This is a genomic window from Anaerobacillus sp. ABR4_321 (assembly GCF_056158505.1).
This window is the reverse complement of sequence record NZ_JBSWTK010000001.1, coordinates 3,139,163-3,152,035: the sequence shown is the minus strand read 5'-3', so window position 1 is coordinate 3,152,035 and position 12,873 is coordinate 3,139,163. Positions and strand designations below refer to the sequence as shown.

At 42.2% G+C, this 12,873-nt stretch carries 12 protein-coding genes and 1 riboswitch; of the genes, 8 read left to right on the top strand and 4 right to left on the bottom strand.

Annotated elements, in window-relative coordinates:
* Window positions 1–12: 12 nt before the first annotated feature.
* The 3 genes from ACXADT_RS16440 (at window position 13) to ACXADT_RS16430 (ending at window position 3,328) form a co-directional block, all read left to right on the top strand.
* Window positions 13–1,296 (top strand): carbohydrate ABC transporter permease, encoded by a 1,284-nt coding sequence (locus ACXADT_RS16440; protein WP_474812426.1) that lies wholly within the window; start codon window positions 13–15, stop codon window positions 1,294–1,296.
* Window position 1,297: 1 nt separating this feature from the next.
* Window positions 1,298–2,140, top strand: coding sequence for a sugar ABC transporter permease (locus tag ACXADT_RS16435; RefSeq protein ID WP_270181590.1), 843 nt, complete (start codon window positions 1,298–1,300; stop codon window positions 2,138–2,140).
* Window positions 2,141–2,308: 168 nt separating this feature from the next.
* Window positions 2,309–3,328 (top strand): LacI family DNA-binding transcriptional regulator, encoded by a 1,020-nt coding sequence (locus ACXADT_RS16430; RefSeq protein WP_270181591.1) that lies wholly within the window; start codon window positions 2,309–2,311, stop codon window positions 3,326–3,328.
* Window positions 3,329–3,365: 37 nt separating this feature from the next.
* On the opposite strand, the gene ligD is transcribed toward ACXADT_RS16430, so the two are convergent.
* The 4 genes from ligD to ACXADT_RS16410 all read right to left on the bottom strand — a co-directional run bounded on the left by ligD (window position 3,366) and on the right by ACXADT_RS16410 (window position 7,538).
* Window positions 3,366–4,589 (bottom strand): DNA ligase D, encoded by a 1,224-nt coding sequence (gene ligD, locus ACXADT_RS16425; protein ID WP_474831935.1) that lies wholly within the window; start codon window positions 4,587–4,589, stop codon window positions 3,366–3,368.
* An 11-nt stretch (window positions 4,590–4,600) separates the two neighbouring features.
* Window positions 4,601–5,530, bottom strand: a complete 930-nt coding sequence (locus tag ACXADT_RS16420) for an ATP-dependent DNA ligase (RefSeq protein WP_474831934.1) — start codon at window positions 5,528–5,530, stop codon at window positions 4,601–4,603.
* 35 nt (window positions 5,531–5,565) lie between these two features.
* On the bottom strand, window positions 5,566–6,408 hold the full coding sequence (gene ku, locus ACXADT_RS16415) for a non-homologous end joining protein Ku (protein ID WP_270181594.1): 843 nt from the start codon (window positions 6,406–6,408) through the stop codon (window positions 5,566–5,568).
* Between the two features lie 260 nt (window positions 6,409–6,668).
* Complete coding sequence (locus ACXADT_RS16410; RefSeq protein ID WP_474831932.1) at window positions 6,669–7,538, bottom strand: SDR family oxidoreductase; 870 nt, start codon at window positions 7,536–7,538, stop codon at window positions 6,669–6,671.
* A gap of 142 nt (window positions 7,539–7,680) precedes the next feature.
* On the opposite strand from ACXADT_RS16410, the gene ACXADT_RS16405 reads away from it, so the two are divergent.
* The 5 genes from ACXADT_RS16405 to ACXADT_RS16385 all read left to right on the top strand — a co-directional run bounded on the left by ACXADT_RS16405 (window position 7,681) and on the right by ACXADT_RS16385 (window position 12,566).
* Window positions 7,681–8,808 carry a histidine kinase N-terminal domain-containing protein gene (locus ACXADT_RS16405; RefSeq protein WP_474831930.1) on the top strand — a complete coding sequence of 376 codons (1,128 nt, stop codon included), beginning with the start codon at window positions 7,681–7,683 and terminating at the stop codon, window positions 8,806–8,808.
* A 48-nt stretch (window positions 8,809–8,856) separates the two neighbouring features.
* Window positions 8,857–8,959: riboswitch (TPP riboswitch) on the top strand.
* Between the two features lie 116 nt (window positions 8,960–9,075).
* Window positions 9,076–9,768 carry a thiaminase II gene (gene tenA / locus ACXADT_RS16400; protein WP_474831929.1) on the top strand — a complete coding sequence of 231 codons (693 nt, stop codon included), beginning with the start codon at window positions 9,076–9,078 and terminating at the stop codon, window positions 9,766–9,768.
* The gene (locus tag ACXADT_RS16395; RefSeq protein WP_270181598.1) at window positions 9,765–10,343 is read left to right on the top strand and encodes an ECF transporter S component; all 579 of its coding nucleotides are present in this window, start codon (window positions 9,765–9,767) and stop codon (window positions 10,341–10,343) included. Before tenA ends, ACXADT_RS16395 begins: the two co-directional genes overlap by 4 nt.
* 11 nt (window positions 10,344–10,354) lie before the next feature.
* A complete protein-coding gene (locus ACXADT_RS16390; protein ID WP_474831927.1) occupies window positions 10,355–11,782 on the top strand; it encodes an ABC transporter ATP-binding protein in 1,428 nt (475 codons plus the stop codon).
* Window positions 11,766–12,566: an energy-coupling factor transporter transmembrane component T family protein gene (locus ACXADT_RS16385; RefSeq protein WP_474831926.1), complete on the top strand. Its 801-nt coding sequence runs from the start codon at window positions 11,766–11,768 to the stop codon at window positions 12,564–12,566. The genes ACXADT_RS16390 and ACXADT_RS16385 overlap by 17 nt, the downstream gene beginning before the upstream one ends.
* Window positions 12,567–12,873 lie beyond the last annotated feature (307 nt).

Sequence of the window (12,873 nt, the reverse complement as noted above, 5' to 3'; positions counted from 1 at the left end):
ATTGCCATCACGATGGAGGCAAATGGAAGTCAAACTAAACATCGAAAAATTGCATTAGCATTGTCCCTCATACCAGGGTTGGGTCAATTTTATAACAAGCAGCTTTTGAAAGGGTTAATGTTCTTTATTCTAACCATTTCCTTTGCGGTTGCTTTTGCTGATCTAATCAATATCGGCCTATGGGGAATCGTTACGCTAGGAGAAAAGTTACCACGAGATCACTCCATTTTCCTTTTAACGCAAGGGATCATCGCGATTCTCGTCATTGCGATCGGGTTGTTGATCTACTTCTTGAACCTTCGGGATGCTTACTTGAACGGAAGAAATCGTGACCTTGGCATTCCACTTAACTCAGTAAGAGAACAGTATCGAAATGTTTCTGAGCAAGGTTTTCCTTATTTAATGCTTGCACCTGGATTTTTTCTATTAATCTTTGTTGTTATTTTTCCAATTCTTTTCGTAATTCTACTATCGTTTACAAACTATGATCTTTATCACTCGCCACCTGCTAATCTAGTAGACTGGATTGGCATCCAAAACTACATCGACATCTTTAGTATGGATATTTGGCGTAATACGTTCTTAGACGTATTCTCATGGACGATCGTCTGGACGTTCGTCGCAACAACTGGTCAAATCGCAATCGGTATTTTCCTAGCCGTCTTGATGAACCAGAAAGACCTTAAATTCAAAGGCATCATTCGAACAATTTTCATTTTGCCATGGGCAGTACCGGCTTTCGTATCGATCCTTGTTTTTGCAGGAATGTTCAACGAAACGTTCGGTGCCATCAACAATGACATCTTAGCTGCATTTGGAGTAGATAGTATTCCGTGGTTAACGGATCCTTTCTGGACCAAAGTAGCTTTAATACTCATACAATTTTGGTTAGGCTTCCCGTTCATCTTTGCGATGGTTACGGGTGTACTTCAGTCGATTCCAAACGAATTATACGAAGCTGCAACAGTCGATGGTGCTTCGATCTGGCAAAAGTTCAGAGCGATTACGCTCCCAATGATTCTTTTCGCGATCGCACCGATTCTGATCACACAGTATACGTTTAACTTTAACAACTTTAACGTGATCTATCTGTTCAATGGAGGTGGACCTGCTGTTTCAGGTCAAACTGCAGGTTCGACTGATATTTTGATCTCATGGATCTATAAATTGACGTTTACTTCAGCACAGTATGGTAAAGCTGCAGCAATTACCATGATCCTTTCCGTGATCGTGATCGCGGTTGCATTGTGGCAGTTTAGAAGAACGAAATCATTCCAAGAAGAGGATATGATGTAATATGAGTACAAAAATGCAGAACACCATCCGTTTAACACTGTCCTATATTGTTATTGCTATCGCTTGTATCATCATCCTATACCCAGTAGCATGGATTGTCGGTTCTTCCTTCAATCCGGGTGATAGTTTGTCTGGTTCATCGATCATTCCTGAAAATGCAACGCTTCAGCACTACAAAGATCTTTTCAATACTGCTGAAAGTGATTACTTACTTTGGTATTGGAATACACTGAAGATCTGTATCATCACGATGGTCATTGCGGTCGCTATGATTTCTTGCATGGCATATGCGTTTTCACGCTATCGTTTCGTTGGACGTAAAAATGGTCTGATGACATTCTTGATCTTGCAGATGATTCCTAACTTCGCAGCATTGATCGCAATCTATGTCCTTGCTTATATCACAGGATTCCTTGATACACACTTTGCGTTGATCCTTGTTTATGCTGGTGGCTTGTTGCCGATGAATACGTGGCTTGCGAAAGGGTATCTCGATACGATTCCGAAAGAGCTCGATGAGTCGGCTCGTATCGACGGTGCAGGACACTTCCGAATTTTTTGGCAGATCATCTTGCCACTTGCAAAGCCGATCCTAGCAGTTGTAGCACTATTTAGCTTCATCACACCATTTACTGATTTTATCCTTGCACAGATTATTTTGAGAAGTGAAGAGAAATTTACACTAGCAGTGGGATTATATCGAATGATTTCTGATCAGTTCGGAAATGAGTTTACAACCTTCGCAGCGGGCTCTGTTCTCATTGCAATCCCGATCTCCATTCTATTCCTATCGCTACAGCGTTACTTTATCTCCGGTCTAACAGCAGGAGGAACAAAAGGGTAAGTCATAAAGGAGGAAGAGGAATTAGGTGAATGCCATCTTCTTTCTCCTTTCTTAATTCATTTTGTACTTTAAAAGTGGAATCGTTTACAATAAGAAAGTAACAAACAACGGAAGAAGCTTGACCGGTGAGACTGGCAGCGACTTGCCTGTTGTTCAGGAGGGAAACCAGTGGCAGTAACGATTAAAGATGTAGCAAAGTTAGCAAATGTCGCCCCATCCACTGTTTCTCGTGTCATTGCAAATAATCCGAGAATCAGTGAAAAAACAAAGCGCCGCGTTCGTGAAGCGATGGAAGAACTCGGTTATCACCCGAACTATAACGCTCGTAGCTTAGCGAACAGAAGCACACAAACGCTAGGTGTCGTCATGCCTAGTTCAGCAGATAAAGTGTTTCAAAACCCTTTCTTTCCAGAAGTCTTAAGGGGAATCAGCACAAAAGCACATGAAAATGAATTTACGCTTTACATGTCGACCGGTTCCAAGGAAGAAGAGATTCTGGATGCTGTGAAAGGGATGGTTCATGGAAGAAGAGTAGATGGAATCGTCTTACTTTATTCTAGAATCGATGACTCGATCATGAAGTTTTTAAAAGAGGAACAGTTTCCGTTTACAGTGATTGGAAAGCCGTTCAAGTATCCTGACGAAGTAACACATGTGGATAACGACAACTTCAGGGCCGCAAAAGACGTGACGGAACATCTGATCGAAAGAGGGCATGAACGAGTAGCGTTCGTAGGTGGTCAACTCGACTTAGTTGTGACGGTAGATCGGTTGAGTGGCTATGAAAAAGCATTGCGTGAGGCAAATTTAACGTACCGCGATGAGTATATCGTGCATGTGGAGTTTCTGAAGGAAGGCGGACATGAAGCTGTGATGGAACTGTGCTCGCTTGAAGAACCTCCAACGGCACTAGTCGTAGCGGATGATTTAATGGCGCTTGGAATCATGAGCAAGTTAGATGAGATCGGACTATCTGTCCCAGATGATATTTCCATCATCAGCTTTAATAATGTGATGCTTGCAGAATATGCAAGTCCGCCACTAACGTCAGTTGATATCAATATTTTTCAACTAGGCTATCAGGCTGTTACTTGTTTACTTGAAAAGATTGAAGATGCAGAGTCGAGCAACAAGCGTGTTTGTGTCCCGCATAAGCTCGTTGAACGCTGGTCTGTAAAAACGCTTTAGGTTACGGAGCCTGCTGAGAATTTCTCAGCAGGTTTTTTTATCGTTCACGGAGTTTATCGATGATCACGTTAAGTGGTTCGTTCTTTTCACCATAGTACTTATCAAATGGACAAGGCTTCTCCTGTATTCGTTCAAGGACAGTCTCGATAGTAAACGAAGTAGGAGATAAAGAATCAGTAATCTCCTCCCAAAAAAGAGGTGCTGCGACGGTTGGGTTTTGTTTTCCTCTTGTTGAATAAGGACAGATCATCGTTTTACCTTCCGCATGCTGAAGGAAGTCTACGTACAGTCTTCCGTGACGGTTTCGTTTCAACCGTTCCACAGTAAATGAGGAAGGGTGCTCTTCGACAAGGTAATCTGCGACAAACGAAGTGAACACCCTTGTTTCCTCATAGGTTAACCCTTTTATCGGAATGTGGATCTGTATGCCTTTGCTTCCTGTGAGCTTAGGAAAACTCACGATTTTTAAAGAGGAGAGGATAGCATGGATCTCCTTCGCAGCTAAAATGACGAGATGAAAGGATTCTTCGTCAGGTGGATCTAAATCAAACACAATTTCAACGGGCTTCGTTGATCGGCGCGTGTGAAAGGGAATATGAAACTCGATGGTCCCCTGATTTCCTAGCCAAACTAACGTTGATAAATCATTGCAGACAATGTAGTCGATGTCATCATGTCTACTTGTTTGAATAAAGTCGGGAGCATAGTCAGGACAGTTCTTTTGATAGAACGACTCTCCATCCACACCGTCAGGGTAACGGATAACAGTCAATTGCTTCTCTTTCAGCATCGGTAGTAGAAAAGGGGAGACATGCATTAGATAAGAAATATAATCACTCTTCGTTACATGAGACCAGTATTGTTTCGAAGGGTGTGTGATGGAAACGTCTTCTCTATGAGGCAAGTTGTCTAGGATCAGTTTCTCGATCGTACACGTTTGATAATCAGTGTCGAGTGTAAAAGAAAGAAATGAAGTATCGGTGAGTTCGCCATTTTTCATACCCTTGAAAGAAAGTTCAACGCATATTCCAGGAGCTACTGAAATGCTTTCTCCATCACGGTGCGATTGGTTTGATTCGATGGTCTTAAGCAAGCTCTCAAACTCTTGTTTCGTGAGACCTTGCGAAAAAAATCCGATGAATGTAACCACATCGTCTTTCATAATCGATGCGATAAATTCCGCGCGTATCTCGTGATACCCAGTAACAATAATGACTCCTCTACCACCATGAGAGAGGGTTTCCTTCAATACCTGTTCCATTAACGCCCCTCCTAAGTTTGTTGAAGCGTACAATCAGTAGGATCACCTTCGACAATTGTTTGAACGACAGGTTGACGCAGGCGAAGATCACTCGTCCATTCAAGGTAGGTAACTTTTACAATGATCTTAGGAGAAACCCAAGTGACACCTGATTGTTGAGGGCCATCAATAACTTGTGACGTCGCTTCTTGTAGTGATTCGATTGTTGAAGAAAAGTCTGCGATCTCATCGCTCTTCAGCTTCCCCGTCCCAGCACTTCCGATATAGCGTAATTTCTTATTAGAGTCGTACAAACACAACAACAACGTATTGACTGATTTCCCTCGAAACGTGACACCGCACACAAGAGCATAAATGTCTTTGTAATTCTTGATCTTCATCCAATTTGCACTTTTTCCATTGATTACATAAGGGCTGTTAACATCTTTACATACGATGCCTTCCATTCCTTTTTCTTTGATCACCTCGTAGAGCTTGTTACCATCCTCGTGATTTTGAACGATTCTTATCGAATTGTTTTCTTCGAGACCATTCTTTAAAAGAGCGAGCCGTTCAAACAATGGACGTTCGTTAACCCATTCACCATCCCAATAGACAACATCAAAAATCATATAGAAGATCGGGTTCGATACAACACCTCTTGCGATTTGGTGGTCTTTTTTTAGTCGGTCTCTGCGCATGACATCATGAAAAGAAGGTTCACCTTTTTCGTTTAGAGCTACGATTTCACCATCAAAAATAAATGACTTTGCCTTTACTAAATCCGGCAGATCGTGTAGCTCGGGGTACGTATTAGTACGTTCGTTAAGAGAGCGGTTAAAAAGCGTTAACTCTTGTTCGAAATAGGCTAAAACCCGCACGCCATCCCACTTCACCTGAGCAAGATAAGAAGGTGGAATCGTGGTAGAAGATACTGGTTCAAATGGTTTGATCGGTTTCATTTTAAATCCTCATTTCACGTGCCTATGCGAGCATGCTAGTTCGCTTCTTTTTCTTTCTTTTTCTTCACAGATACTTTTTTCTTCTTTTGCTCTGACTTTGCCTTTGAGCCAGTATCCGCCGGCTCTAAACTAGCCTGAAGGGCATCCATCAGATCAACAACATTCTTCTTTGGTTTTTCTTTCACGACTTTAATATCATCACCAGATATCTTACTCTGAATAAGAGCCATGATAGCTTCTCGTCGCTCGTCTTTGTATTGAGAAGGATCGAATTCAGTTGTTAGCTGTTCGATTAACTGCTGCGCCATCGTTAATTCTTTCTTACTTAAATCCATTTCTTCTGGTAAATCAGGTACATGATCTAATTCACGCACTTCATCAGGAAAATACATCGTTTCCATCATCAATCCATTTTTGTATACACGAACGGCAGCGAGGTGTTCCTTTGAACGTATCGTAATTTTTGCAATACCGATCCTTCCCGACGCTTCCATTGCTTTTTTCAGTAGAGTATAGGGCTTGCTGCCATTTTCGTTCGGTCCTATAAAATAGGAGCGGTTGAAATACACGGGGTCGATGTCATCTAGTTCGACAAAGTCCACAATTTCGACAGACTTGTTTTTTTCTTGAGCGAGCGCTTCGATCTCGTCTCTTTCGATGATCACGAACTTACCGTCTTCATACTCGTAGCCTCTCACGATTTCATCTGATTCAAGTGCTTTTTCACAGTGAGGACATGTTTTCTCATATTTTATCGGCGTATGACACTTCTCGTGAAGGTAGCGCATTTTGATATCTTTATTTTCTGTAGCGGAATATAGCTTTATCGGAATATTAACCAAACCGAAGCTTATCGAGCCTTTCCACATCGTATGCATGATATTCAATCCTTTCAGCTTCTCTATACTGTTAGAATGTCTCATGAACGATAAAGCATGCAGAGAAAAGGGTGGGATTCGGTTGCACATAGAATGAAAGAGGAGTCGGATTTGCCCGTCAGAGAGCTTTATTGTCTAAAAAATAAATTTATTAGCCAAACATCCATTTTACTGTCTAAAATCTCGATTTGTTGTCCAAAAATCCGTATTTATTAGCCAAAGTAAAAAACCTCCTTCGAAAAGGAGGTTTGGATAAGGTCCTATGAAGTCATATACTGTCCGCCGTTAATGTGGATGGTTTGCCCCGTCATATAGGAAGAGTCGTCGGAACCAAGAAGCACATAAGCAGCAGCGAGTTCTTCTGGCTGTCCAGGGCGTCCCATCGGTGTATTCGTTCCAAAGTTCTTCACCTTATCTGCTGAAAAAGTGGATGGAATCAATGGTGTCCAAATTGGCCCGGGAGCAACGCTATTCACACGGATACCTTTTCCTACGAGCGATTTTGCCATGCTCCTTGTAAAGGACGTGATTGCACCTTTCGTACTCGCATAGTCGATCAGCTGTTCGTTTCCTTCGTAAGCTGTTATGGAAGACGTGTTGATGATTGCGCTACCCTTTTTCAAATGAGGGAGAGCGGCTTTTGTTAGATGGAACATGGAAAACACGTTCGTTCGGTACGTTTTCTCAAGTTGTTCTGCAGTAATATCCTCTAACCCTTTCTGAGGATGCTGTTCGGCTGCGTTGTTAATCAGGATATCAAGGGTGCCATAAGCTTCGATCACTTGGTTGATCACGCTTTGACAAAATGCTTCATCACCGATATCACCCGAGAGCAGAAGGCATTCAGCCCCATGCTCCTCGATGAGTTTTTTCGTGTTTTGAGCATCTTCTTCTTCATCTAAGTAAACGATTGCGAGTTTAGCTCCTTCTTTCGCATAGGCGAGAGCGGCAGCTTCACCGATCCCACTGTCACCACCCGTAATGAGAGCAACTTTATTCGTAAGCTTGCCAGACCCTTTGTAATCCCAGTTTTCAATCAATGGCTTTGGATTCATTTCTTCTTGTGAGCCTGGTTGATGGTTTTGATGTTGAGCTGGTTGACCATCCGTTTGTTTAAAATCTGGTCGCATAATCAGATCATCTCCTCAAGAATAATTTTACCTATGGTAGTGATTACCATTCCTGTTAGTTTTCAAACATTGCTTCTATCATGTAGGAATCAGTATTTCATGATAAACTAGAACAAGCATAAGTAGTCAGTGAGGGAACGCCATGGAAAATGATAAACAGTTTGAACAACAACTCGCAGCATTTTTAAAAGATAGCCAGCCAAAAATTGTTCAAAAGTGGCTAAACATCGCAAAGCTCTCGAAAGAAGATCCTTACTATGAAGAAATCATAAACAACGGGAAACGAACGGTAGAATTGATTTCTCATTTTATTTTGACAGAAGATGAAAGTTGGATCGTCACGCTAACCAAGAAAATCGCAACGGAGCGTATTCAAGCGAATGTGAATATAGGTGAATTCGTAGCGAATATTAATTCAGGTCGTTCAGTGGTGATTTCTGTATTAAATGAATCGGAATTCAATCGCGACGATCTATCGAGAGCATTAGATAAGGTCAATGATTATTTTAATTCTTACCTTTACCATTCAGTGACCGAATATACGAAGCAAAAAGATAGTATCATTCAAGATAAGAATTTGTTTATTAAAGAGATGCACAGCGATCGACTTACGATTCTTGGACAGTTAGGGGCTAGCTTCGCTCATGAATTTCGTAATCCTCTCACATCGATAAAAGGGTTTCTCAAACTTTTAGAAGGACAGCAGCATGAGACGCTGAGGAACCACTATTTTGAAATTATCAATGAAGAAATGAACAATCTTGAAGAAAAAGTTCGTCAATTTTTATTCCTTTCAAAGATGCGTGGAATCGACGATACGCCGTCGAAGGTGAACATGACTAGTTTGCTCGAGTACTCTGTCGAAGTGTTATACCCGAGGTTCCTTGAATCGAATATTGAAGTGATCACAACGGTTTCTAAAGAATTGTTCGTTTGCGGCGTTGAGGAACAGCTTAAACAAGTTGTTCTAAATATCATGATAAACTCGATAGAAGAATTGAGTGAGAACGATCAAGAGTCACGAAAGATAGTGGTCGAGGGGTTTAAGGAGGGTGAGTGGGTTATCACTCAAATTACGAACAACGGCGAGCCGATCCCTTCTCATCTCGTTGAAAGTATATTTGAGCCTTTTATTAGTACGAAGGAGCTCGGAACAGGCCTTGGGCTCTCGGTTTGCAAACAAATTATTGAAAAACACAATGGATCCATCTCTGTGCGTTCCAATGAAGATGAAACAACATTCGTAATTAAACTTCCAGAAAATTGTTGACAGAGGAAGAAATGAATAGTAGCTTTAAGATTATAATATGAAATGCTTATAGTCCACTAGGGGAGTCATTCACATGACTGAGACAGGAATACCTGGACCCTTTGAACCTGATCTGGTTAGCGCCAGCGGAGGAAAGTGGAGACGGATGCATAACGCAACCGCTCCATTTTTGGAGCGGTTTTTGTTTTGCTTCAAAAATGTTGATGTTCGTGCATGTGAGCTCCTTTCCTCTTCATCAGGCGGATGATAAGCGGAAAGGAGTTTTTTATGTTGTTTACTGATCAAATTAGAAGAGAAGCAGAACCAATTTTTGAAGCCATTTACCAACATCCGTTCGTGAGGGGCATCGCTGAAGGCAAGTTGGGAAAAGAGCAGCTTATTCATTATGTGAAGCAGGATTTCGAGTACTTGAATACGTTTGCTCGTATTTATGGGATTGCACTATCGAAATGTGAAAAGAGAGAGGAGATGGAATTCTTCAATGAACAAATCTCATTTGTCTTAAACAGTGAAGTTCACCCTCATACGAACTTCTGTAACGTGGCAGGCGTGACGTACGATGAATTGCAAGGATTTCCGCTCGCCCCAACTGCCCATCATTATACGAGACACATGCTCGATGCAGCTCATTCTGGATCATTAGGTGATATTGCTGCTGCTCTACTTCCTTGTCCATGGACGTATCAAGAGATTGGACAGCGACTGATTGAAGACCTTTCTCCAAGGAAAGATCATCCATTTTACGATTGGATCACATTTTACGGTGAAAAAGAGATGGTGTCCGTAACAGATCAACTGAGGGAAATTGTGGACGAAAGAGCTAAATCAGCTACGGAGGCTGAGTTTAAGAGGATGAGAGACCTTTATATTCAAAGCTGTCAACTTGAGTATGGTTTTTGGGAGATGGCATATACGATTGAACAGTGGCCTGTTCCAATCCTGGAGGAGGAGCGGATATGAAAAGGTTGAAACTTTCAGATATTCTGATCACCATCGTCATCGCACTTGTTTTTGGTATCATTTATAAACTCTGGGGCCCCGTTTATAACCTTGTGAAACCATTTGGCCTTCATGTTGGGGACATCGTATATGGCATGTGGTTTATAGCAGGAACAGTCGCAATGTTGATCTTACGAAAGCCAGGTGTAGCACTGCTTGCCGAAACAGCAGCGGCTTCAGGTGAATTTCTAGTCGGCTCAGAGTATGGTCTCTCTGTTCTTCTATATGGAATCGTTCAAGGTCTTGGAACTGAACTTGTCTTTGCGCTGTTTAGATATAAGCGCTACACAGCATTTGTAGCTGCTCTTAGTGGAATTGCAGCAGCTGCAGGTTCCTTGATCATGGATGTAGCTTACGGTTACATTTTAGATCTCGCACTGTGGAACTTGCTATTATTGATCTCAGCTCGAGTTCTTGGTGGTATACTGATCGCCGGAATCTTTGCTTACTTCCTTGTGGAAGCTCTTGAAAAAACAGGGGTGACAAGCCTTGTAAGACCTGCTAGTCATGAGGACTTCAAAGCATTGGATAAGTAAGGAGGCAGCTTATGAGAGTAGGAGTGACGAATCTTAGAGTGAAATATGCAGGAGCATCTGAGCTCCTTTTTAATGACCTTACACTTCATATCGAAAAAGGGGAAAAGGTGCTTTTACTAGGTCCTAGTGGCTGTGGAAAATCAACGTTGCTTCAAGTATTATCGGGACTCATCCCAGCGGCAGTACCAGTCCCAATGAAAGTGGAAGAGAAGATGATTCCTGAATCGACAGGGTATGTGTTTCAAGATCCTGACGCACAATTTTGTATGCCTTACGTTGATGAGGAAATGGCTTTTGTTTTAGAGAACCGTGCTATCCCTAGAAGCGAGATGAAGGGATTGATCAATACGTACCTCGATAAGGTTGGGTTACATTTTGATGATCCTCATGTTGAAATCGCTACGCTCTCTCAAGGAATGAAGCAAAGGCTTGCTATTGCATCCGTTTTATCTTTAGAACCAGATGTCCTTTACTTGGATGAGCCTACAGCTCTTCTAGATCCTGAAGGGACGAAGGACGTATGGGAGACGATAAAAAAGATCGAACAGCATCAAACGATGGTAATCGTAGAACATAAGGTTGATCATGTCATCGATTTTGTAGATCGCGTTGTTCTTTTCGACGATAGCGGAACGATACTTGCAGATAGTGACCCTGAAACGATTCTTTCTTTTTATAAACATAAGATGAAGGAATTCGGAATTTGGTACCCTGGTATTTGGAAAGAACACGAGCATGGCTTGAAAAGGGAGACGAAAAACGCCCTCTCTGTTATGACCATTAAGGATTTAAAAGGCTTCAAAGGGAAGAAGTGTCTTGTTGAACTTCCTGAAGCCGTGATCCATGAAGGTGAGTGGATCGTCGTCACTGGCGAGAATGGAGCCGGGAAAAGTTCTCTTCTCCTTAGTATCATGCAAGTGTTGAAAACAACCGGAGATGTACATGTTGACGGTAAAGCGTTGCACTCTATAAAAGAAGCTAGAGAAAAACTAGCGTTTGTATTTCAAAATCCAGAATTTCAATTTGTTACGAATTCGGTATATGATGAGTTAGCATATTCGATGTCTGAGGACGTACAGAATCGAGTCACGACCTGGCTTCAGAACTATGAGTTGTTAAACCATCAACATCAGCATCCTTATCAGCTCTCGACGGGACAAAAGCGCAAGCTGAGTGTTGGAACGGCATTGTTTGGAAATCAACGGGTCCTATTGTTAGACGAGCCAACGTTTGGACAGGATGCAAAGAATACCTTCAAACTACTGGAGTATTTCGAGGATTTACGGTCAAAAGGGATCACCATCATGATGGTTACTCATGACCAAAACATCGTAGAAACGTACGCGACGAGAGAGTGGATCATCTCGAAAGGGAGAAGGGTATCTGATCGTAACGTGAATCGAGGAGAGGAGGCTGTCGTTCATGCAGTTGACTCTTGATTACAATGAAACGTGGTTACATCGCATGAATCCTGCCTTTAAGCTCGTCTTTTTCCTTTTCTTGTTTTTAGGGCTGTTGTTTATTCATAATCCGAACATCATCACGTATGTAACGCTGCTCCCGCTCATTCTTGTGGCGTTCTTTACAGGACATAAAAGAAAGCTATTGTTGATTTTGATGATTCCGTTTCTTCTTTTGTTTGTATCTAGCTCATCAAGCATGATCTTTTTTGGACAGGGTACGACGACGTGGTGGAAGTGGGGACTCATTCATATTACGGAAGAGAGCTTTTACAGAGGTCTTCATATTGGATTCCGAGCACTTAACTTTGCATTGCTCGGTTTGATCTTTGCTCTTACGACAAGACCTGTCCTGCTATTTTACTCATTGACTCAGCAGCTGAAAGTCCCTCCTCGGTTTGCATATAGCTTTATGGCGGCAGTTCGAATCCTACCGATGATGGTGGAAGAGTTTCAACAGCTTAAGAATGCGCTGTTAGTTCGTGGAGTAAAGAAAGAGAAAGGGTGGAAGAGGATTACGCAATCCATCACGTTGTATGCTGTACCGCTTTTATCCCAAAGTATTCGGAGAGCGCATCGAATAGCAGTGGCGATGGAATCGAAGCAGTTCCACAATGGAAAACGGACGTATTATTATGAGACCCGTTTATCAAAATTCGATGGACTGTTTGTTCTGTACATCGTCCTAGGAGTAGTGACCATGGTCTGGTTGGGGTTAGAAGTCCCCACATATGAAATTACAGATGTGAGAAATTCAGAATGAAAAACAAAACTGCCGAGCAATGGGAAGTTTTTAGAGTGTAGAGAAAGTCTCGGTGTTGCGGTGAGACTAGTCGATCTTTTCCGTTATAAATAACTTGAAGGATAAATGGAAGATCAGAATTCTCATTTGTTAATCAATGGGACGGGATGTTCGTTTTGGATTTATTCACTTCGAGTAGGAGAGACAATCGCGGACTCCTGCGGTAGAACGGGCGGCCGAGACCGGGGTGTGGTTTTCACCTCGGGCTTGGACGTTCGTCCGCGGAAAGCATGCGATTGTCATAGACTACGGCATCGGGAGCACCGAA